This is a genomic window from Facklamia hominis CCUG 36813 (assembly GCF_000301035.1).
Classification (GTDB): domain Bacteria; phylum Bacillota; class Bacilli; order Lactobacillales; family Aerococcaceae; genus Facklamia; species Facklamia hominis.
On sequence record NZ_JH932292.1, the window covers coordinates 1,094,321 to 1,116,761 of the forward strand.

The 22,441-nt window shown below is 40.2% G+C and carries 25 protein-coding genes, 1 other RNA gene and 1 pseudogene; 5 read left to right on the top strand and 22 right to left on the bottom strand.

Annotated elements, in window-relative coordinates; all coding sequences use genetic code 11:
• Positions 1–14 precede the first annotated feature (14 nt).
• The 6 genes from HMPREF9706_RS05025 to dnaX all read right to left on the bottom strand — a co-directional run bounded on the left by HMPREF9706_RS05025 (position 15) and on the right by dnaX (position 4,902).
• Positions 15–986, bottom strand: a complete 972-nt coding sequence (locus HMPREF9706_RS05025) for a DNA polymerase III subunit delta' (RefSeq protein WP_006908290.1) — start codon at positions 984–986, stop codon at positions 15–17.
• Between the two features lie 26 nt (positions 987–1,012).
• Positions 1,013–1,342 (bottom strand): cyclic-di-AMP receptor, encoded by a 330-nt coding sequence (locus HMPREF9706_RS05030; RefSeq protein ID WP_006908291.1) that lies wholly within the window; start codon positions 1,340–1,342, stop codon positions 1,013–1,015.
• Complete coding sequence (gene tmk / locus HMPREF9706_RS05035) at positions 1,339–1,992, bottom strand: dTMP kinase (protein ID WP_006908292.1); 654 nt, start codon at positions 1,990–1,992, stop codon at positions 1,339–1,341. The genes HMPREF9706_RS05030 and tmk overlap by 4 nt, the downstream gene beginning before the upstream one ends.
• 11 nt (positions 1,993–2,003) lie before the next feature.
• Entirely contained in the window at positions 2,004–2,600 is a 597-nt protein-coding gene (gene recR, locus HMPREF9706_RS05040) for a recombination mediator RecR (protein WP_006908293.1), read from the bottom strand.
• Between the two features lie 22 nt (positions 2,601–2,622).
• Positions 2,623–2,928 carry a YbaB/EbfC family nucleoid-associated protein gene (locus tag HMPREF9706_RS05045; RefSeq protein ID WP_006908294.1) on the bottom strand — a complete coding sequence of 102 codons (306 nt, stop codon included), beginning with the start codon at positions 2,926–2,928 and terminating at the stop codon, positions 2,623–2,625.
• Between the two features lie 90 nt (positions 2,929–3,018).
• A complete protein-coding gene (gene dnaX / locus HMPREF9706_RS05050; protein ID WP_006908295.1) occupies positions 3,019–4,902 on the bottom strand; it encodes a DNA polymerase III subunit gamma/tau in 1,884 nt (627 codons plus the stop codon).
• Positions 4,903–5,065: 163 nt separating this feature from the next.
• On the opposite strand from dnaX, the gene sufC reads away from it, so the two are divergent.
• The 5 genes from sufC to sufB are packed head-to-tail and all read left to right on the top strand — an operon-like array spanning position 5,066 to position 10,127.
• Positions 5,066–5,833, top strand: a complete 768-nt coding sequence (gene sufC / locus HMPREF9706_RS05055) for a Fe-S cluster assembly ATPase SufC (protein WP_006908296.1) — start codon at positions 5,066–5,068, stop codon at positions 5,831–5,833.
• A gap of 8 nt (positions 5,834–5,841) precedes the next feature.
• Complete coding sequence (locus HMPREF9706_RS05060) at positions 5,842–6,999, top strand: SufB/SufD family protein (RefSeq protein WP_006908297.1); 1,158 nt, start codon at positions 5,842–5,844, stop codon at positions 6,997–6,999.
• Entirely contained in the window at positions 6,986–8,227 is a 1,242-nt protein-coding gene (locus tag HMPREF9706_RS05065; protein WP_006908298.1) for an aminotransferase class V-fold PLP-dependent enzyme, read from the top strand. The genes HMPREF9706_RS05060 and HMPREF9706_RS05065 overlap by 14 nt, the downstream gene beginning before the upstream one ends.
• Positions 8,217–8,723, top strand: coding sequence for a Fe-S cluster assembly sulfur transfer protein SufU (gene sufU, locus HMPREF9706_RS05070; RefSeq protein ID WP_006908299.1), 507 nt, complete (start codon positions 8,217–8,219; stop codon positions 8,721–8,723). Before HMPREF9706_RS05065 ends, sufU begins: the two co-directional genes overlap by 11 nt.
• A 3-nt stretch (positions 8,724–8,726) precedes the next feature.
• On the top strand, positions 8,727–10,127 hold the full coding sequence (sufB, locus tag HMPREF9706_RS05075) for a Fe-S cluster assembly protein SufB (protein ID WP_006908300.1): 1,401 nt from the start codon (positions 8,727–8,729) through the stop codon (positions 10,125–10,127).
• A 111-nt stretch (positions 10,128–10,238) separates the two neighbouring features.
• Here sufB and HMPREF9706_RS09065 read toward each other — a convergent pair whose 3' ends face one another.
• From HMPREF9706_RS09065 to HMPREF9706_RS05140, 16 genes and pseudogenes are all read right to left on the bottom strand, one after another.
• The gene (locus tag HMPREF9706_RS09065) at positions 10,239–10,397 is read right to left on the bottom strand and encodes a hypothetical protein (protein ID WP_231285853.1); all 159 of its coding nucleotides are present in this window, start codon (positions 10,395–10,397) and stop codon (positions 10,239–10,241) included.
• Positions 10,397–10,600: pseudogene (locus HMPREF9706_RS09360) on the bottom strand (glycerophosphodiester phosphodiesterase family protein). The gene HMPREF9706_RS09065 and the pseudogene HMPREF9706_RS09360 overlap by 1 nt, the downstream one beginning before the upstream one ends.
• A gap of 37 nt (positions 10,601–10,637) precedes the next feature.
• A complete protein-coding gene (locus HMPREF9706_RS05080) occupies positions 10,638–11,435 on the bottom strand; it encodes a hypothetical protein (RefSeq protein ID WP_006908301.1) in 798 nt (265 codons plus the stop codon).
• 40 nt (positions 11,436–11,475) lie between these two features.
• Positions 11,476–12,162 carry a hypothetical protein gene (locus tag HMPREF9706_RS05085; RefSeq protein ID WP_006908302.1) on the bottom strand — a complete coding sequence of 229 codons (687 nt, stop codon included), beginning with the start codon at positions 12,160–12,162 and terminating at the stop codon, positions 11,476–11,478.
• 20 nt (positions 12,163–12,182) lie between these two features.
• Positions 12,183–12,692: a hypothetical protein gene (locus HMPREF9706_RS05090; protein WP_006908303.1), complete on the bottom strand. Its 510-nt coding sequence runs from the start codon at positions 12,690–12,692 to the stop codon at positions 12,183–12,185.
• Positions 12,689–13,327: an ABC transporter ATP-binding protein gene (locus HMPREF9706_RS05095; protein ID WP_006908304.1), complete on the bottom strand. Its 639-nt coding sequence runs from the start codon at positions 13,325–13,327 to the stop codon at positions 12,689–12,691. The genes HMPREF9706_RS05090 and HMPREF9706_RS05095 overlap by 4 nt, the downstream gene beginning before the upstream one ends.
• 15 nt (positions 13,328–13,342) lie before the next feature.
• Positions 13,343–14,023, bottom strand: a complete 681-nt coding sequence (locus HMPREF9706_RS05100) for a hypothetical protein (RefSeq protein WP_006908305.1) — start codon at positions 14,021–14,023, stop codon at positions 13,343–13,345.
• Between the two features lie 55 nt (positions 14,024–14,078).
• A complete protein-coding gene (locus tag HMPREF9706_RS05105) occupies positions 14,079–14,882 on the bottom strand; it encodes a hypothetical protein (protein ID WP_006908306.1) in 804 nt (267 codons plus the stop codon).
• Positions 14,883–14,964: 82 nt separating this feature from the next.
• A complete protein-coding gene (locus tag HMPREF9706_RS05110; RefSeq protein WP_006908307.1) occupies positions 14,965–15,375 on the bottom strand; it encodes a hypothetical protein in 411 nt (136 codons plus the stop codon).
• Positions 15,376–15,601: 226 nt separating this feature from the next.
• Entirely contained in the window at positions 15,602–16,318 is a 717-nt protein-coding gene (locus tag HMPREF9706_RS05115) for a LytTR family transcriptional regulator DNA-binding domain-containing protein (RefSeq protein ID WP_006908308.1), read from the bottom strand.
• A gap of 335 nt (positions 16,319–16,653) precedes the next feature.
• An RNA gene (gene ffs, locus HMPREF9706_RS08935) (signal recognition particle sRNA small type) lies at positions 16,654–16,743 on the bottom strand.
• A gap of 161 nt (positions 16,744–16,904) precedes the next feature.
• Positions 16,905–17,450, bottom strand: coding sequence for a tRNA adenosine(34) deaminase TadA (gene tadA / locus HMPREF9706_RS05120; protein WP_006908309.1), 546 nt, complete (start codon positions 17,448–17,450; stop codon positions 16,905–16,907).
• A gap of 102 nt (positions 17,451–17,552) precedes the next feature.
• Positions 17,553–17,909: a hypothetical protein gene (locus HMPREF9706_RS05125; RefSeq protein ID WP_006908310.1), complete on the bottom strand. Its 357-nt coding sequence runs from the start codon at positions 17,907–17,909 to the stop codon at positions 17,553–17,555.
• 94 nt (positions 17,910–18,003) lie between these two features.
• Positions 18,004–20,490, bottom strand: a complete 2,487-nt coding sequence (locus HMPREF9706_RS05130) for an ATP-dependent Clp protease ATP-binding subunit (RefSeq protein ID WP_006908311.1) — start codon at positions 20,488–20,490, stop codon at positions 18,004–18,006.
• 16 nt (positions 20,491–20,506) lie between these two features.
• A complete protein-coding gene (locus tag HMPREF9706_RS05135) occupies positions 20,507–20,986 on the bottom strand; it encodes a CtsR family transcriptional regulator (protein WP_006908312.1) in 480 nt (159 codons plus the stop codon).
• Between the two features lie 228 nt (positions 20,987–21,214).
• Entirely contained in the window at positions 21,215–22,381 is a 1,167-nt protein-coding gene (locus HMPREF9706_RS05140) for a cation:proton antiporter domain-containing protein (RefSeq protein WP_006908313.1), read from the bottom strand.
• Positions 22,382–22,441 lie beyond the last annotated feature (60 nt).

Consider the following 22,441-nt stretch of genomic DNA (forward strand, 5'->3'; position numbering starts at 1 on the left):
GGCAACCCTCCTTTTTATGACTTCTTTATCTGATTATCTAGTGCTAATTGCTCATAGGCTAACTGCGGCGTCACATTGGCCATTAAAAACTCTTTACATTTTAACAGAGATTGTTCAAAGTCAAAAACTTTTTTTTCATCAATTTGCTTAAATTCTTCCCATCGACTTTGAAAATGGCCTTTCAAATAGTCTGTCTTATCAAGATAGGCATCCAATAACAAAGCGCCAGCTACCGCCATCAAGTAATCCACACCACAAACTGCAAACTTAAAATTCAAAAACTCCTTCAACCCTTGCTGAACCCAAACAAAGGCTCGAGGCTTACCTGCTAATAAATAAGCCAAAAATTGATCTAAAGCTTGAATATATCGACTAAATGTCTCCTCCTGGTAATCTGCTAGCAATAGATGACGATTAGCCGCCGAAAAGCAAGTCATTAATACAGCGTGTTCCTTAGAAAGCCCTTGAGATACCATTTGTTGAACAATCTCTTCCATTGAGATAGGATCCACTCTAAGCTCTTGAGTTCTGGATCGAATGGTTGGCAATAATTCATCGGACTGATTTGCCAACAAAAAGAGGTACACGTTCTCTCCTGGCTCTTCTAAAAAAAGTAAAAGTGCATTCGCAGCCGAGGTGGAAAGCAAATCCGCTTGTTCAATACTAGCGATTTTAAAATTGGCCTCCATTGGACTCGTTGTCAACCAATGCTTAAGCTGTCTTATTTGTTCTACTTTAATGGACCTTCCATCTGGTTTAACCACATAATGATCCACAAATTGCCCACGTTTAACCTTTTGGCAGATTGAACACGACAAACAGGCTTGTCCGGATTCATCTTTATTGGGACAAGCCAGATCTTGAATAATTGCCTGAGTTAATTTAGCCTTCGTCTGATGCCCTTCACCTGTCAAAAGATAAGCATGAGATAAATGATTCTGGTTAATTAACCCTCGAAAATACTGCTTAGCTAATGCTAATTTCATATAGAATCCAACCTTTTAAGGCTTGATTAAAAATGATGGAAAGAATCAATTGGAAGCACAAAAACAATTGCTCCACCAACATCTACCTTGAGTGGATAGGTATTAGTTACTTCTAAGTTCATATCTAGATGAATTGGCGACGAAACAAATTGCTCACGAGATTGACAAGATTGCTTAATAATCTCCAAAACCTCATCGATACGTTCATCCTCAATCCCAATCAAGAAAGTTGTATTACCTGATCTCAAAAAACCACCCGTAGATGATAATTTAGTGGCGCGAATATTGTTCTCTAGAAAAGCTTTTCCTAAAATCTGTTGGTCTTGATCTTGCACAATGGCTACTAATAATTTCATATTTGTTCCTCCTTATTACTGATAACTCCCTGCTGACACAAAATACGATAACATTTTTGACTAATCGCCTCAACGCTCTCTTGACCATCAAGAACCACGATTCTTGGCCAATTCTTGGCTAAGTCTAGGTATGTTTGACGAACTCGTTGATGAAATTCCAAGGCCTCACGGTCTAAGCGGTCAAATTGCCGCTTTCCTCTTGCTTGATAGATTCGCTCCAAACCCACTTCTGCAGGTACATCAATCAAAATGGTCAAGTCAGGCAGATGATCCTCAATCGCGAACTGATTTATCTGCCAAACTTTATCAATTCCTATTCCACGCGCCATCCCTTGATAGGCTAGAGATGACATTACAAAGCGATCACTCACAACTAGCTTCCCTTGCTCCAAATTAGGTAAAATCGTCTCAACTAAATGTTGACGACGACTAGCCGCTAATAATAAAGCCTCCGCCCGATAATCCATGGCTGTGTTCTCTACCGCCAAAAGGACTTGGCGAATCTGCTCAGCAATTGGAGATCCTCCTGGTTCTCGCGTATAGGCCACTGGGATCGAACTTTCAGCGAGTTTTTCTTTTAACTGATTTATAATCGATGTCTTTCCCGAACCATCCGGCCCTTCAAACGCTACAAAAAAACCCTTAGTCACCAAATCCACTCCTATAATTCTCGTCGACCTTCAATCGCTCGATATAAGGTCATCTCGTCGGCATATTCAATATCTGAACCTACGGCTAATCCATGTGCAAGACGGGTCACTTTAATTCCCGAAGGCTTAATCAAGCGGGATAAATACATGGCGGTTGCTTCCCCTTCAGCAGTCGCATTAGTAGCAACAATTACTTCTTTAACACGTTCATCCTGTAGGCGTTTAATTAAGGAAGCAATGTTCAACTCCTCTGGGCCCAGCCCTTCCATAGGTGAAAGCACCCCTTGCAGGACATGGTATAACCCATGATATTCTTGCATTCGTTCCATCGACATCACGTCACGCGTATCTTCAACAACTAATATGGTCGAATGATCTCGCGTTTCGTCTTGACAGATTCCGCAAGGATTTTGATCGGTAATGACGCCACAGATATCACAATAAGATAGATCTCGCTTCACATTAATCAAAGATTGGGCAAAAAACGATACATCTGCTTCAGGCATTTCTAAAATATAAAAGGCTAGCCGCGCTGCAGTTTTAGCACCAATCCCCGGCAATTTAGTAAAGCTATTGATTAACTTTGCAATCGGTTGTGGGTAATCCATGGTCAAGCTCCCTCCTCATCGCTTAGAAAGGTAAGTTTAATCCTTGGGTAAACCGTCCCATCTTTTCTTCCGTCGCCTGATCAACCTTCACAAAGGCTTCATTAAGTGTCGCAATCAAAATATCTTCCAACATGGCCGGATCCTCCGGATCTACCAATTCAGGTTGAATTTCTAAACGTAAGACTTGTTTCTTCCCATTCACAGTAACCTCAACCAAATGATTATGATCACTGGCAGTGAATTCACTCGCTTCCAAATCAGCTTGAGCCTTTTGCATGTCTTTTTGCATTTTTTGCACTTGTTTCATCATATTATTCATGTTTACCATATGAAAACTCCTTTAGATTCTGATTAATGTCACTGTGCTTACTCTCATTATATAATAGATTTCCTCTAAAAACTATGATTTATCCCCAGATTAGCGGTCGGGATAGATGCAAACATGGTCTTGACCGAATAACTCTAAAGCCTTATCAACTAGGGGATCTTCTTGAGAAACCTCTTCTAAATTTGCTGAATCACTATCGGTATCTGATTCAATTGAAAATAAGGAATTATGGACAGATGCCACGGGCTCCTCTTCGTCTTCTTCTAATACTCTAGCCGATTGACCTTCTGTTACATTGAGCTGAACGGGTTGACCACCATTTCGATCAAATAATAATTTATAGTCAGCTCGCACGCCTTGCCAATCATCTTTTGCAATCCAGACAAGCTGAATGGTTTTATTTAGTAATTGTGTCAGCTCATATTGTAGCAAAGATAGAAGATGCTCATCGGCTTGAACCAGGTGAACTTGCCCCGCTTGACCCAGAGCAACCAATAATTGATCTGGTCCCGCCGCTAAGGGTTGACTGTTTACCAACTTCACCCGTTCTAAAGGAGGAAGAGCCTCTAATAAGTTCGGCCAAATTTTCTTAACAGCTTGAATATCCACTAAAGTTGCCTGATTTAATACTTGATAGATCGCATTTAAATCAAGCTGATACGCTTCCTGGGCAAAACCCGGACGTTGACGAGGATGAAGCCTCACCGATTTTTCTTCTTGTTGAGTAGGTGATGGCTCACTCTTTCTTGGCACCCTTTCTTGCTGTAGAAGCTGATCAATCAGTTTTTGTTGCGATTGCACTTGTGCTTGGAGACCAGCCAACGTCTCTTCCATTTGCGCTAGTTCTGAAGAAGCCGCTTGAACGGGATGGCTCATAGATTTTGCCATCAAATCCTGCCGCCAATCCGACCGACTGAGTCGTAAGGTCATCACTTCAACATAAACTTCTGCTTGGGAGGAGAAGCGCATTTGATCCAGGGCCTGATTGAGGCCAGCAATCAGATAATGATAGAAGTCTGCTGGAATTTTTTGATTCATAGTCGCTAATTCGTGGTCATTCAGTAAGCTATAATTAACCTGAGTGAATTGACTTAATAAAAGATCTCGAACAAATAGAATCAAATCTTCAATAAATCGATTAGCTTGCTTTCCTTGCGAGAGAGCTTTATCTAATATAGCAAGAGCTTGCCCACTTTCTTTAGCAAAAACCGCCTCTATATATTGACAATAAAGTTGCTGTGAGAAAGATCCCGTCACTGAGAGGGCTGTTTCTAAATCCAGTCGTTCTTGGGAAAAAGACAAGGCTTGATCTAATAAGCTAAGGGCATCACGCATTCCTCCTTTAGCACATCGAGCAATCAGAGCTAGCGCTTCATCATCATATGAACGATCCTCAAACTTTAAAATCTCTGACATATGGGCAATCAGATCTGTATCCTTAATCCGTTGAAAATCAAAGCGCTGTGTTCGTGATAAGATCGTTGCTGGAATCTTGTGTGGCTCAGTGGTTGCCAGAACAAATAACACGTGACTCGGCGGCTCCTCCAAAGTCTTCAATAAGGCATTAAAAGCTCCGGTTGTTAGCATATGTACCTCATCGATAATATAGACCTTATTTTTAACAACCGTTGGTGCATAGCGAACCTTATCTCGCAAATCTCGGATCTCATCAACCCCGTTATTAGAAGCCGCATCAATCTCGATCACATCACTCACTTGCCCTCTCGTAATCGCCTGACATACCTCACACTCATTACAAGGATTCCCATCAACCGCATTCGGACAATTAACGGCTTTCGCTAAGATCTTAGCTGCAGAAGTCTTCCCCGTACCACGAGGTCCCGCAAACAAATAGGCATGACTCATCTGATCATGAGAAATAGCATTCTTAAGCGTTTGGGCGATCATTGTCTGTCCCACTAATTCATCAAAAGTTTGTGGGCGCCATACCCGATATAAAGCCTGATAAGTCATGAGGATCCTCCTTTAGTCTCTTTCAATCTATTATAGCGAATTATCCTGTTTTTAGCGAACCCATTTAGCAAGTCCCAAAAGCCAGTTAATCGGTGCGTATCGCTTCAATCCAAGCAAATTTATGTTAAAATATAGCCTGAAAGCATACGAAAGGAAGAACTTCATGTCAAAGTTAGAAATTATTGATTTACATGTTGAAATTGAAAATAAAGCCATCCTTAAAGGAGTCAACCTTACCATTCAAAGTAATGAAGTGCATGCCATCATGGGACCCAATGGAACCGGAAAGTCTACCCTTTCTCAAGCAATTATGGGTCATCCTGATTATCAGGTAACTCAAGGAAAAATCTTTCTGGATGGCGTCAATCTTCTAGACCTCGATGTTGACGAACGAGCCCGTCAAGGATTATTTATGGCAGTCCAATATCCTAGTGAGATCTCCGGAGTCTCTAACGCGAGCCTAATGCGAACCGCCATGAATGCCCACCGCTCAGAAGATGATCAGATTTCAATTTTTAATTTTTTAAAAAAATTGGATGAAAAAATGGCCCTATTAGATATGAATCCAGAAATGGCTGAACGTTATGTCAATGAGGGGTTCTCCGGGGGGGAGAAGAAACGTAACGAAATTTTACAAATGCTTATGATTGAACCACGCTTTGCCATCCTCGATGAGATCGACTCTGGGCTAGATATTGATGCCTTGCAAGTCGTATCCAAGGGCATCAACTCATTAAGAGGCGAGCAATTTGGAGCTTTAATTATCACTCACTATCAACGTCTACTTAACTATGTCACACCTGACTTTGTCCATATCATGATGGATGGACGCATTGTTAAGTCAGGTGGCCCAGATCTAGCACTTGATCTCGAACAAAAGGGCTATAAAGAATTAGCCGTGGAAAACAACATTCGCTTAAACGAAGAATAGGTGATTTTATGCAAGCTATTCATCATATTAATGAACTCAAACAAGCCGCTTACTCAACGTACCCCCAGCTATCTTTACCCAAAATCGAACGGCTAAATCTTAACCAGTGGCAACTTTTTGATAACCCAGAAAACACACCAGAAATACCCTCTATCGATCAAAAACAAGGAGATATTCTCATTTGTGATTTTCAAACAGCTATTGAAAAGTACCCTGACCTCTTTATTAATTACTTAGGCCAAGCTCTCCCCTTAGATGATAGCTCCTTATCAGCCTATCATCTCGCCCATTTATCTCAGGGACTTTTCATCTATGTCCCTGAAGGCTATCACCATCATGAAAAGCTTGAATGGACCCTGGATTTTTCAAAGCAGTCCCATCAATACCTTCTCCTCGTACTTGGCAAAAGAAGCCAGCTTTCATATTTAGAAAAGCTAATAAATAATACACCAAGCGACTTTAGCCAATCTTACAGTTTAGAGGTCATCCTTGAAGAGGGAGCCAAGCTGGACTACCAAGCTATTGACCAAATGAAGTCCCACGCCTCTAACATCCTCACTCGTCGTAGTCTCATTAAGGATAGAGCCATTGTAAATTGGACTATTGGGGCTTTTAATGAAGGAAATTCCTTGGAGGATTTTGATTGTAAATTAAGTGGCCTTGCTGCCGAAAGTTATCTCAATATCACTGCTATTTCTAATCTTTCCAACCACCAAGTCATCGATTCAAAAATCAATAATTGGGGAGCTCATTCAATCGGTCATATTAAACAATACGGTGCCGCCATTGAATCCGGTCGGCTCTCTATGAACGGAATTGGGAAAATCCATAAGAATGCCAAGTTAGCCGATGCTCAACAAGAAAATCGGCTTCTAATGCTGTCGGATGGTGCAAGAGGGGACGCTAACCCTATCTTATTAATTGATGAATTTGAGGTGACTGCGGGACACGCCGCTTCCATTGCTCAAGTGGACCAAGAACAACTATGGTACCTAATGAGCCGAGGAATCCCTTTAATTCAAGCCAAGTTTCTAGTAATTCGTGGTTTCTTAATGCAGTCAGTCAGTCAAATTAAAGATCCCACCATCCGCCAGTTACTTTTAGATCAATTGGATATTAAACTCCAATCCCTAACCAAAGAGGGGGATCATCATGGCCCAGCTTAATGTTCAAGCCCTTCGCCAAGAATTTCCAATTCTCCATCAAAAAGTACAAGGTGAAAAGCTCATTTACTTTGATAATGCCGCTACTTCTCAGACCCCTCAGTCTGTCTTAGACCGGATCGTCTATTATTATCAACACGAACGGGCCAACGCCCACCGAGCCGTTCATAGTCTCGGGGCTCGTACAACCGAAGCCTTTGAAACGAGTCGGCAAAAAATTGCCGATTTCATTGGGGCTGGGTCAGCTGATGAGATATCCTTTACTTCCGGGGACACCGAAAGCTTAAACCGAGTTATTCGTGGACTTATTGAACCGCGACTCCAAGCCGGTGACCTTATCCTAACGACCCGTTTGGAGCACCATTCAAGCTTGGTTCCCTTACAAGAAGTTTGTCATCGAAGTGGTGCCAAGCTCGTATTTCTAGATTTGGATGAAAATTTTCAAGTCACTAAGGAGTCCCTGGCACCCTATGACCAAAATCCTAAGGTCAAAGCACTAGTAACTCAACATATTTCCAATGTGCTAGGCGTTGAACAGGACATTCCTTATCTGAGTCACTGGGCTTTAAGACAAAGCAATTGCCTCTTCTTGGTCGATGGCGCTCAAGCAGTAGCTCATCAAAAGTTAGACCTTGCTAAATGGCAAGTTGCAGCCTACACTTTTTCTAGTCATAAAATGTACGGACCCATGGGTCTAGGAGTCACCTATATCCGCCATGACCTCCTCGAACAGGCCCAGCCTGTTTGCTTTGGGGGCGAAATGATCTATCAAGTCAAAGATGATATTTCTAGCTTTAAGGAAGCACCTTGGAAATTCGAAGCAGGCACCCAGGCAATTGCCCAAATTATCGGGTTAGCTGAGGCAATCGATTGGATCCAAGCTATCGGAATCAAGAACCTACATCAACAGGAAGCAGAGCTTGGCCAAAGACTATATCAAGGCCTTACTCAAGTTGAAGGTCTAGAAATCTATACGCCTCAATCCTTTGCCAAAAATGGTATTATCGCTTTTAATATCCAAGCTATCCATCCTCATGATGCTGCTACAGCTTATGACCAGGCGGGTATTGCACTTCGAGCAGGCCATCACTGTGCCCAACCTTTAATGCGTGTGTTAAAAATTCCTGCCAGCCTAAGAGCAAGTCTAATGGCCTATAATACAAAAGAAGAAGTTGACCGTATGATAGAAGTGAGTCACAAAGTAAAGGAGTTTTTTAATTATGGCGCTTAGTCGCTTAGAACAATTATATCGGGCCGTGGTTTTAGATCATTCTAGCCATCCCCACCATAAGGGACAACTAGACCACCCCACTCATACCATGGAATTACTTAATCCCTCTTGCGGGGACATGATCCAAGTTCAAGCTAAAGTAGTAGAAGGAATTATTCAAGACCTAGCCTTTGAAGGTTATGGGTGCTCAATCTCGATTGCCTCCGCCTCCATGATGTGTGATCTCTTAATTGGTAAATCCATTCAGGATGCTATCTCACTAGTCCATGACTTTAATCAATTAGTCGGCGGTCAAGTCGAGCCTGATGAAGCCATTAAGGACAATGAAACGCTTAATCACAACTTACAAGAAGCTAGCTTTCTTTCAGGAGTCAAACAGTTTCCTGCCCGCTACAAATGTGCCATTCTATCCTGGCGCGCTTTAGAATACGGTTTAAAAGATAATCTCGATCAAGAAAAACTCAGTCGCGATGGTATCGTGAGAAAGGAGGACTAGTCTATGTCCGATGTTCCAGTATTAAATGATTATGAATATGGCTTTAAAGATGATGCTAAGATTCTCTTCTCCACTGGTCGTGGTCTAAATGAAGATGTCATTCGTGCTATCTCCAAAGAAAAAAAAGAACCCCAATGGATGTTGGATTTCCGTCTAGAAGCCTATCAACTTTTTAAGGAAAAATCCCAAAAGCTCCCAACATGGGGTGTTGATTTATCAGAAATTAACTTTGACGATTATATTTATTATCTAAGAGCCAATGATAAACCCGCAAGATCTTGGGATGATGTCCCTGAAAAAATCAAAGAAACTTTTGAACGCTTAGGGGTCCCCGAAGCAGAACGTGCCTTTCTAGCGGGAACGACAGTTCAATATGAATCAGAAACCGTCTACTCTCGCATGAAAGATCAAGTAGATGAACTAGGTATTATCTTTACGGATACAGATACAGCCCTAAAAGAACACCCCGAACTCTTCAAAGAATACTTTGCTACGGTGGTTAAATCGGGCGAGAACTTCCAGACAGCTTTAAATTCAGCCTGTTGGTCTGGTGGTTCCTTCATCTACATTCCTAAAAATGTTAAGGTCGATATGCCACTTCAGGCCTACTTCCGCTTAAACAATCCAAATGTTGGCCAATTCGAACGAACCCTAATCATTGTAGACGAAGGTGCTTCTGTCCACTATGTGGAAGGCTGTACGGCTCCCACTTATTCTGAAACATCCATGCACACCGGCGTCATCGAAATTATCGTTAAAAAGAATGCCACTTGCCGCTATACCACCATTCAGAACTGGTCTCATAATGTCTATAACTTGGTTACCCAACGTGGTACCGTGGAAGAAGGCGGCACCTTGGAGTGGGTGGATGGTAACTTAGGATCTTATAAAACCATGAAATATCCAGCCTGTATTCTTAATGGCCGTGGCGCTCGAGGAACAGTCTTAACAATTGCCTTTGCTGGTGAAAATCAACACCAACACTCTGGCGCTAAAATATTCCATAACGCCCCACAAACTTCTTCAACGATCGTTTCTAAGTCCATCTCTAAAGATGGGGGTCGCGTCGATTACATGGGGCAGCTCTACTTCGGTAAAAATGCAGATGGCGCCAAGTCACACGTTGAATGTGACACGATTATCATGGATGAAAAGTCCAAATCAGATACCGTTCCTTTTAATGAAGTTCACAACCCCAATGTCAGCCTAGAACATGAGGCCAAAGTCTCTAGAATTTCTGAAGAACAGCTCTTCTATCTCATGAGCCGAGGTATCTCTGAAGCTAAGGCTACCGAGATGATTATCATGGGCTTTGTAGAACCTTTTGCTAAGGAATTGCCTTTAGAATATGCCGTCGAACTCAACCGACTTATCGCTTATGAAATGGAAGGATCAGTGGGGTAATCCACTCAACAAAACAATCACCCTGCTTGATCAAGTGATCAAGCAGGGCTTATTGTCATGCTTAAACTATATTAAAAAGTTAACAAAATACGGTCCTATTCAATTGAGTCATCAAACAAGTCCTTTAAAGCATAAAACCGAAACATGATTAAATGACGCAATCAATAGACAGTCCACTAAATCATATCCTTGAACTAAAGCCAAGACCGCTTCTAAGCGTGGAGTGATCACTAAGTCTGGAGCCAGTCCTGACCATAATGGTAAGTGCATCATTGAACAAATGTCAGACCTTTAACACATCCCCTGCCATTGGAAATGAGGTTAATGGTTGCATCATGAATCACTACTAGCTGATGATCTTTTGTCAAATGAACATCCTACTCCACCCCATCAATCAAGTATTCAATGGCTTTTTGAAAGGCTAGGAGAGTATTTTCCGGATAACATGCAGAATAACCTAGGTGGTTGTTAATTTTTGTGGTCTCTACTCCTTAAAAATTAATCTTAAAATTAGATCTGATCTGCCAAGCTTTTAATCTCATCTTGGTTCAACTCAGCTTCATTGGAATACTTCACCCGCTTGATCGATTGAATCACTTTACCATCTTGTTCGATCTCAAAGTTGACAATCTGCTTGGAAGCATCATCAATCTCAATCGTCCAGCGTCCATGTCGAAACATTGACTGGTCTTTATTCATCTGCCCTTCAATGCGATAACTTGATCCCTCTTCTGTCATCTTAAGGTTCTGTAGCTGTCCGACACTTACTAAAATGAAATCATAAAAGAGCACTTTGGGAGAAAGCAAATCCTGCAGCTGACCTTTCTGTTGGTAAATAGCCTTCTCACCATCGGAATATTTGGTATAAAGCGTTCCTTGGTCATAATAGACGATCTGACTGGACTCAGGAAAAATCAATTGCTCATAGAACAGACCCTGTTTCTTATTAAATACTCCTTTTAATTCTGCCTTTTCACTGCCTTCATACTCGGTCATCTCGTAATGATAGGTCATCTGTTCGTTAAAATTAAATTGCATCATAGAATCAAAAACAAGCTTTTGAATTGCCGGATCTATATCCGATGTAGGATCTTCTGTAGAACTCAGTGCCGATAGCGATCCTAGATAGGTCGGCTCTTGTATATAAGGCTCCTGCTTACTTGTATTGGATGGGTTATCCACCACTGTGCTAAATTCATCTTCTTTTTGCATATGATTCATCAAAGATTGATAGGCTACATACAGCCCTCCCACAATTCCTAACCCTAAAATTACTAAAAAGACCCGGCTAAGTATCTTTTTATTCATTACCTTCATCTCCTTAATCTGATACTTCTCTTCACAAAAGCTAAGTTTCATTGGCTCGTCTTACTCGACTAAGCCGAGTAAAAACGAGATAAGATAAGATCAAAAGAATTAAGAGAATCCCTCCCCTGAAAAGCACCATCCTCCAACCCTCTTCCGTATATGGCTGAGGCATAGCCCACTTCCACTCAGGACGGGTATAAAACGAAAAGACCAAAACTGCTAGATCTAATCCCAAACCTAGGTAGCCAAGCCCTAAGCAATAACAAAGGGTCTCCATTAATAACATTCCCATCATAGTTAAAAAGAGGTTAACCCCTAAATACACCAATTCCCCTAGCGGCAACTCATAAGCTTGCTGCCAAAAAAGACTTAGCACGATCAAAATTCCCACATAAAGCATAATGTAAACTACCATAGCCAATATGACCAAAATCCAAAGCAAGCGTGGCTGTCTAATTCGGATATATACCCACACACTCTGTTGAGCAATCACATGCCCGAACCAATTAAAAGACAAAATCAAGGGAAAAATATACAGAAAGAGCCAGTGGTTGTTATTCATTAAGCGCTCCGGATCAACGATCGAGAAAAAGCCCCAGCTGGAGTCGTTTTCTAAGCAAAAAGCCAGCCAGTTCATAACAAACAAGAGAATCATGATCACTATTATATGACGCAAACGAAACAACTGATACAATTCTTGACGCAAAAATATCAAAGTCCCCTTCACAATGATCCCCCCTTCAATTACTAATCAGCAGGTCCCTGATAATCCCAAGTTCTTTGAAAGGCTTTATGGACGTTATCTTCAATCAAAGTATCATTGACCGCTATAATCAACTCATTCTCTCCGTGCTTGAAATTCTCATCCCTAAAAGCAAAAAAGAGTCGAAAACCCCATTCCTCAAACTGTGGTGACCCAAAGACTGGCCAGGTCCTCGCTTGTCGATTAATAATCATAGTCAAGCCCATAGCTTTTTCCTTGGTATCCCTTAAATCCCCTTCGATCTCCACCTTTAAGATATAATCTTGGTCTGGATTTAAGATAACTGGGAACTTCTCTCTAAAGTCTTCTTTTTCCTTACCTTCTAATAAGGATATTGAGCGAATTTTTAAGGGGTGTCCTTGGGCAACCAGGGTCTCCTCCATTGAATAGAGCTCCGGCTTGATGCCTTCTTTCGTCACATTAACATAGATAATTCTAGCCAATAAGCATATTAACGAAGCCAATAAGGCAATTTTCAGCCTTTTTTTCTTCATCGTTGCCCACCTACTATCCGTCCGTCTGATATCTCGTAGACGTGATCTGCTACTTGATCAATCAAGTGTTGATCATGGCTAGCAATTAAAAATCCCTTCCCCTGAGCCTTCATCTCTGTCACCAAGCCCATAAAAGCTTCTACCGAATCCTTATCCAAACCATTGGTCGGTTCATCTAGGAGCACCAGTATTTGATCTTCCATCATAGCCTGAACGATGGCTAGCTTCTGGCGCATCCCCAAGGAATAATTCTTAACCTGGGTATCCTTATGCTGATAGAGATCAATGGCCTTTAAGAGCTTCATCGTTAAGTCTTCTTGATATTGATCCTTGATAGAAGCTAAATAAACCAAATTATCAAGTCCTGTAAAATGCGGGATGAAGTCTGGATTTTCAATAATAACTCCCACATCGATCGGTAAAGGATGATTAAAAACTACCGGCTGTTCTTCTAGAAAAACTTGGCCTTCTTGTAATCTCATACTACCAATAATTGCACGTAATAGCATAGTCTTCCCCGATCCATTATGACCCACCAAGCCCACCACTTCTCCCTTATCAACAAAGAGACTCACTCGTTCTAAAACTTGCTTTTTGCCAAATGATTTAGATACTTCTTCTACCCTTAATAACATATTCATTCTCCCTCGCTAAATGATAACTTCCCGACGGTACATTAGCCACTCATCAAATCGATAAAAAATATACATAATAAAGATCGCTTTCATCAAGAGCAAGCAGACACTGAACCAATTAAAGGGGCCTTCACTATAAAAGAAAGCAACAAAAAACTTATTCAAAAGCAAGTGCGGCAAGAACATGCCTAAAGAAAGCACAATTAAAAGTGCGATTAATCGCTTGTTAAGAACTGTCTCCAACAAGTAATCTAAAGACCCTAATATAACTAATAATACAAGCTGTTGCATCAGACTAAATATAAATAACTCTATCTCTTGCAGTTGCCCAAATCTAAATAAGCAAAATAACAAGTTGGAAAAATTAAAAATTAGCATCAGCCCTAAAACAATTAATAATGCCTTCCATTTATAGATACATCGGCATTCAACACTATATCTAACACTCTCAAATCGTGTTAAATAAACTCTTAATAAGTAGAGCAGGATTAAAAAAACGGGAATAATGACCCACCTTAATTGATTGGCGTCAAAAAGTTGACCATAATTAAATTGAAGCTGGTCTAATAGCTCGTCCTTATTAGCTATATTCTGCATGATCAAACCTAGAATATTAATGCCTATCATCAGCGCCAGAAAGCAAAGGGTTCTCCGAAAATGAACTCTTATCTTCTCAATTCGAATGATATTCTTCATAAAAGACGACTCCCCCTACTTAATTAAACACACCTTGTCCTTCGCCTTAGTAGAGTTAATTAACATCTCTTAGGCTGCCCTTATATTTGAGATAGAAAGAAAAAAAGCTCAATAAAAAGATAGCTAGCCAAAACAGCAACAATTGTGTTAATTCTGCTGAACTTGAAAGCGTCAAATCAAAAATATATAATAAATATTTGTAATCAATCCACCAAACACCTAGAACAGCGAACACGTTTACAAGCAAGTAGCTTGATAAAAAAGGAAAAAGGAACTCAAAGTAACGCGCTGAAATCCAATAAGAAGCAGCCAAGCCCATGCACGAAAAAATGCCAGATAAAACAAATATAATTGACATCAACAAAATTAAAATAAGTAAGGGATGATTTGTATATAAATAATAAATCAAGCCAGAGTTCATACTAATCTGATCTTGAAGAACATCTGGTAAACACATGGGATAAATTAAAAATAAAAAAACAGCATGAAAGAAGTAGATAAATGTTCCTGCTAAACCTCCCGATATAAAAGCAGTTATCCATTGTTGCTTGTAATAATTCTTTCTCCCCCACCGGACCTCTTGCTTCAATATCAAATTCCACTTAAGATCTTCTCGGTAAAGCCCCGCTCCATAGAAACTAACAATCAGTGGCAAGGTCAAAAAATAGATCTCTGTTCCATAGCTAGTATGGTCAATTCCCATCAACCGCGCGAAAACTGAAGGTTCATACATATAGTTAGTCCGATTAAAGGTCAAGAAGTGGAGTAAAGTAATTCCGATTGAATACAACAATAAGATCAAGCCGTTTTTTTGTATAAATAGACGTTTTAGATCTTTTCTTAAATACCTATAGTCCATTGTCAAGCCCCTTTCATAATAAGGAGGTGCATAGCGTTCTTTTAACTATGCACTTCCTTATCATCTGTTCATTCAAGTCAAACTAATTACAATAGATACAATCAGGACTCCAGACTCCTGTTACATGTACATTATCCCAGCCGCCATTTTTTCTTACGCCCAATTTACAAGAGCGATAATTCCATTCATAAGTATATTGATGAATAAAATCTGCCTGACCAGGCGCTAATACAACCGTCGAAGAATTCACATTTTCTCCTCCAGGCCCAACAATAAAGCAATTGATAGACCTAGCATTTGAAAGGCTAGTTATACTAGCATATGAAGAACTTGCATCCGTTTTTGCACGCGGTTCAGTATATTTAGTATTTCTAAATTTTAAGTCAAAAGAAAAACCAGTATCCTGGTGATTATTGGCTGATACCATACTCGTTCCTAACAAGCCGAAAAGGCTAACAGCTAAAAAAGCATTTTTTATAATTCCTTTTTTCATAATCTTTTTCCTTTCTTTTTTAATACGATCCATAACAAGTAAATGCGCTTTTCTATATTAGACAAGCTTCCTATTATCACCTCCACTTATTCTGTAAACCCTTACTATTACGACGATTCTATTATATAAAGCATATATACTGTTGCATAGATCTTATAAAAAGTTGGCCTCGAATGCCCCATTTATCAATCTTTTTTGGCCTCGAATAAGTCTCGACATCACTTCATCACATTATAAAACAATCTAACCACTCACTATTTAGAACTGCTTTCATTCTGGATGGACTCAGCTTCACATTTTCTTGATTTTTTAAGGATAGAATCTTTTTACTTTGATCAATTTTTTCTATATTCGAACAATTAACTAAAGTATCACGCTGAACATATTCGACTCGAGGGCGTAAATAATCAAAATGTGTTAAAGTGGATCGAACGTACTCTTTTTCCCCATTGATACAATGAATCTCCACATAGTGAGAACCACGCAAATGCTTAAAGTAATTAATTTGATTCAAATCAAGATCTGCCAGTTTAGACATCTTCGGATCATGCTTTAGAAGCAAGTCATAGAAAATATTCTTTAAGTGTTTCAAAGTATCATTGCCTAATCCCGTTATAATACAATCTTGACAAATTAAGCTGTGAGCATAAAGCAGTTGAAGGATCCTTGGCGAATGGTGAAGGATTACTGTTCTTTCTAACAAATCTAAATCAATTAATTTCAGGAAGCAACTCATCAATGATTCTCCTAAAAGCCCTCGACAATCCAAAAATAAGTAACAATCTCTTGGCCTCTCCTGATAAACAAGAAATTCTAGATCTCTGTTTAAGTTTTCAATTAACTCAAAAAATTCCAAATCAACCCAATTTTGTTGGATAAAGGCTAACTGATCCTTTATCTCTCGCCAATGCTGCCTTTGTTGAGTGATAATTACTAGCCTCATGGTTTTCCTCCGCTTCTGATTTAATCGTTTTCTAAATTAAATTCTAACTCAATAATATTTAAAGCTCAAATAATAACCCTTACAATACAGTTAAATGAATCTCTACTAAACCTATTGTTCCTATTAAATAGCTTATGTTCCTGGTATTAACCAAAAGACTTTAAAATAAATAGGGTTGATGGAAGAAATTTTATCTTCCATCAACCCTCTCTTTCACCATATTCTTCTAATAGACAGACTTTATGTTTCTGGAAGAAATAAAGAAGGAACCAAGCAGGGTTTAGCTGCTTGATTCCTTCGGAAATTAGGTCATCAACCTTATTTGACATGGAGCCAAAATAAAAAAAGGCACATGGCTTTGTCACTTATAGCTGCTACCTTCCGGTCCTGACTCGGTTCGTGACGCCACCATTGCCATTTTTATAGTATCATACGATGGATCCTTTGTAAAGTTATAAAAATCACCTACTCAATGACACTCGCCCAATCAAAAAGAAAACCTTTAATATATAATTTTGTGATGCTGAACCCTCATTATTTAAACTATCAATTTTCTAATTAAAAAGGGACCTGTGTATAAAGCTGTTTATAAGTCCGCATTATCCACAGTTTTTGTGGATAACTTCTCAAGTTTCTTTCTTTTTCGCAATTTTTTGAAAAAATCTTTCATCATTTGACTACAAGCTGCATCAAGGACCCCTTCGATGACTTGAGTCTGATGATTAAAGCGATCTTCCTGAGCTAAATTCATCAAAGAACCTGTACAGCCGCCCTTAGGATCACGACAAGCATAAATAATCGTTTCTATTCTTGCCAGAACTGCGGCCCCGGCACACATGGGACAAGGTTCTAAAGTAACATAGAGTCTAGCTCCTTCTAAACGCCAGGCTCCTAAATAATGGTTAGCGGCTTCAATCGCTTGAATTTCCGCATGCCCCGTCGCTAAGTTCTGAGTCTCTCTAATGTTATGCCCACGACCAATTATCCGCCCCTGATAGACAATCACAGCGCCTATTGGTACTTCATCTTTTTCTTGGGCTTTTAGCGCTTCTTTCATCGCTTCTTTCATCCAATACTCATGGTCTTCCCTTTCTTCATTGGATAAATTCATCACGTGGATCAATTCCGGCATCCAATCGCTCCCTCTATATTCATTTAAGTTAATTATAGCGATAAGCAAACAAACAAAAAAGCCAAGTAAGCGTATAGTTACTTACTCGGCTTAAATTTTTGATTAGTTTAAAAAGTCTTGTACCTTATCGCCAGCATCTTGAGCAACCTCTTTAACCCGATCTACAATATCATTGAAACCTTGGCTCGCTTTTGTACTCATATCGCTAGTCTTATCTGCTAAGGCCATTAATTTATTGACTTCTGCATCTGATAACTGGTCGACTGCAGCCACTAATTTGTCTGAACCATTTAATTTATAACGAACATACGCCTTTACTTTTTCACGGTTAATTATGCCAGCCACATGATTATGAGTATCTTCATCAAAGTAAGCATAAAGTGCCAACCCTGCCACTGTTACCAAGGCAGCTGACCCCAATAGGAAACCACCTAAACTAAATTCTTTATTTTTACGCATCTTAACATTCCCCTTTCAAAAAATATTAACTACACTCTAATTATAGCAAAAATCCTGTTGAATGAGTAATTATTTGCATCCGTAACAAACTCACTTAGTCTTGTCGCTTTGTTTGACTTCGATTATTAATATTAATCTCACCGGATCGACCACCAATCGTGATTTGATCGCCTAATTGGATATCTCCCGCTAGTAACATTTCACTCAATTGATCTTCAATTTGTTTTTGAATAGCCCGACGAATTGGTCTTGCACCATATTCTGGATCAAATCCTGCTTTAGCGATAATATCAACTGCGGTATCTGTCATTCTAGCCTTAATTTCCATTTGAGCTAAGCGATCAACAATCTCATGTGCTTGCAACTTAACAATCTGACGAATCGCTTTTTTGTCTAAAGAATGGAAGACAAGCGTTTCATCAATCCGGTTAAGGAATTCTGGTCTAAATGCTCGTTTTAACTCTTCCAGTACTCGTTTTTTCATTGCATCATAATCATCACTATAATCCACGGCACCAAAGCCAACCGCTTTATCATCCCTTAAGGCAGTTGCCCCAATGTTAGAGGTCATAATAATAATCGTATGTCTAAAGTCTACCGTCCTCCCTTTTCCATCGGTTAACTGACCATCATCGAAGACTTGTAATAAGATATTAAAGACATCGGGATGAGCCTTTTCAACTTCATCCAGTAAAATCACAGAATAAGGTTTTTGTCTAACTTTTTCTGTTAATTGACCAGCCTCATCATAACCAACATAACCTGGGGGAGAGCCAATTAAACGAGCCACAGCGTGTTTTTCCATGTATTCAGACATATCGACACGAATCATATGATCTTTAGAGCCAAACATTGACTGTGCCAATGTCTTCGCTAACTCAGTCTTCCCAACACCCGTTGGTCCTAGGAATAAGAAGGAGCCAATGGGTCTTTGAGGACTCTTAAGCCCTGACCTAGCTCTTCGAATGGCTCGAGCAACTGCCGAGACGGCTTCTTCTTGTCCGATAACACTCTCATGAAGTTCCTCCTCCAAATGCACTAAACGTTTGGATTCCGCTGTATTCATTTGTTGTAAAGGTACCCCCGTTGCCATAGCTGTCACTTCCGCTACTTCCTTTCGGGTCACTTGAGGGCGAGTCTTTGATTCTTGTTCTTTCACTTTTGATTTTTGACTAGCTTTTTGAATGGCTTTTTCGATTTTTTCCTCTTCGGTACGCAATTGACTAGCTAAATCAAAATCACGTTGTAAAATAGCCTCTTCCTTACGCTTGGCAACTGACTTCAATTGAAGATCTAACTCTGCCATTTTTGATGCTTGTTGGCCTTGATTAATGCGAACAAGCGCTGCCGCTTCATCGATCAAATCCACTGCCTTATCAGGCAATTTTCGCTCTGTCATATACCGCGAAGATAACTTGACAGCAGCATCGATTGCCTCATCTGTAATCGTAACCTGATGATGGTCCTCATACTTACTACGCAAGCCATTAACAATTTGAATAGTTTCAGCCGCAGAAGGCTCATCTACCACTACTTTAGAAAATCGCCGCTCCAAAGCAGTATCTTTTTCAATATGTTTTTGGTATTCATCAAAAGTTGTTGCGCCGATAGTTTGGATTTCTCCCCGGGCAAGGGCTGGTTTTAAGATGTTTGCGGCATCAATCGCTCCTTCTGCTCCACCAGCACCGATTAAAGTATGTAATTCATCAATAAAGAGAATCACCTTACCTTCTTGATGAATCTCTTCAATGATCTTCTTCATCCGTTCTTCAAATTCCCCTCGATACTTCGTTCCTGCCACTAAAGCGGCAGTATCAAGCATCATCAAACGCTTTTTGGCCAAATCAGCCGGTACCTTCCCGGTAACCATGTCTTGCGCCAATCCTTCTGCAATGGCAGTTTTACCCACACCTGGTTCTCCTACTAGGACCGGATTGTTTTTACTTCGTCGAGATAGTATTTGAACCATTCGCCTAATTTCTTCTTCACGACCAATAACAGGGTCTAACTTTCCATCACGAGCCAACTGAGTTAAATCCCTAGATACAGCATCCAAGGTTGGCGTCTCACTATCTCCTTGACCTTTTTGACGGGGACGACTGCTACGTTTACTTTGATTATCCGAGCGCTGCTGTTGATTCAAGCCTATTTCATCAAAAATGGCTTTGCGTAACTGAGAAAGATCGATATCTAAATTTTTTAGTAAAACAGTAGCTAATATTTCTTCCTTTAAAATACCTAATAATAAGTGCTCAGTCCCTACCTTAGAAGCTCCTAAACGCTTGGCATCATTAGAGGCAGACATAATCACTTTTTTGCTTCTAGGAGAATAAGGGATAACCACTTCTCCATGGCTCTTAAACTTCCCTAATTTCCCATGGACCGCTTCAAGGGCTTTCAACAAAGCGCCATAATCTGCACCAAATTCCCTCAATAATTTCCCAGCAATCCCATTTTCTTCGCGGGCTAAGCCCAAGAGAATATGCTCGGTCCCTACCGCTTGGTTATTTAGATAATAAGCGTGTTCAGCTGCAATTAGCATGGCTTCTCTAGCACTTTGTGTAAATAATTCTTCAAACATACAATCACCTCTATTTTCAATAATTATTTTGAGTTAATTCATATTTTAATTGTTGCAAAAAACGATTAAGTATCAAGGCTCTGGCCGCTTGATCTTGCGCGGAAATCGACTGAAGAAGGTCTTTATCGATAACCGATAGCATCAGCCGCCCCTCACGCTGAGAAATAATGTCATCTCGGATGAGGGTTTCAACGATATTCGCAGCATTCCGATAAGAAATTTTATCTCCTACTAAAGCCATCATTTGATCCACTTCATCTGCATTGGAAGTTAGCTGAATTTTTAAAATTCGGATATAGCCTCCACCGCCCCGCTTACTTTCTACTAAATATCCGTGTTCTTGAGTAAAACGGGTATTAATGACATAGTTAATCTGAGATGGCACACAATCAAATCGATCCGCAATATCCGATCGTTTTATCTCTAATCGTTGACTTTCTTGCAAAAATTGCTTGAGATATTCTTCAATAATATCCGACATATTACGGCGTGTCATTTTTTTGCCTCCTATCGTTTTATTTATTAACATTGACTTTCTTTGACTATAATACCTGATGGCCTTTCTTCTTTCAAGTATCTTGCTCAAGAAGATCGAACCATCTCCCCTCTTACAAGGGTTGCTAATGTTCTATATATCCAGTATACCCAATTGGTCAAATATGGTCAACCTAAACCTCTCCTCAGTGTTAGCAGCCAAGATAGAATGACTGCCAACCACTTGTCTTTACTGAGCTTTATTTGGTTCTAAGAAACGAGGGGCAAAGTAATCAATAAACACGGCTCCCAAAGGTGCTGTCAGGAGAATGGCTACCGACGCGGCAATCAGAATAAGTTGACCTGATTGAATCCCAGCCATAAGCGGGATTCCTCCTAGCGAAGCCTGAACGGTTGCTTTTGGCAAATAAGCTCCCATGATAAAGGCTTTTTCTTTGCCATTGAATCCAGCATGAATAATTGATAGAAACACCCCAATCATTCTAAAAATAAGACCAACTACAATCACACACACTATAGGCCAGCCCGCTTGCAGAGCTAATTGTCCGTTGACTTGAACTCCTAAGAAAGTAAAAAGCAGTACTTCAGCTATAGGCCAGATCTGATTAAACGAACGAGCTAAGTAACTAGCCGCTTGAGGGTCGTTTTTATGAATCATAATATGCAAGGTTAACACTGCTAAAACACCTGAATAGGGTATCCAGTGAGTGATAATAGCTTCCATTCCCATAAGGAGTAATGAAAGGGTCAAAGATCCCAATAAACCCTCCATTTTGATAGAGCGATAAACCAGGTAAGCACCTAAACCCACTAAGCCCCCTGATAACAGAGTTAACGGAACATTCACTAAGGCACCCCAGCTAAAAGTGCCTCCTTGACTTAGCTGCATAAAGCCTGCAAATAAAACAAAAATTAATATATCGTCCATCGTTCCCCCTGCTAAAATCAATTGCGGAATAGCTTTTTGAGTTCCTAGCCCCCTATCCATCAGATTAGACATTCGAGGCACTAAAACAGCTGGCGACACAGCCGCTAATACACTCGCTAATAACAAGCCATCCACATAGGATATATCGAGTAAAGCAGGTGCGAATAGGCTAATCCCTAAAATTTCACAAAGTGCAGGAACAAAACACATCATGACAGCAGGACGTCCGACTTTAACTAGGTCCTTAAAATTTAAGGTCAAGCCAGCCTTTATCAAAATAATCATCAAGGCTGCTTGACGAATCACCGCTGCTTGATCGACTAAAGCCGACTCCAATAAATCAAAACCGAATGGCCCCAAAGCCATCCCAGCTAATAGATAAGCTAAAAGTCGGGGCATCTTTAAAGCGTCCGCCACCTTTCCTCCTAAAAATCCTGCCAAAAACACCATACCCAAACTGAGTAACATTTATTTTCCTCCTTCTAAAAGGGCTTATTGAAATTTTCCACAAAAAAACTTCTACAAGCC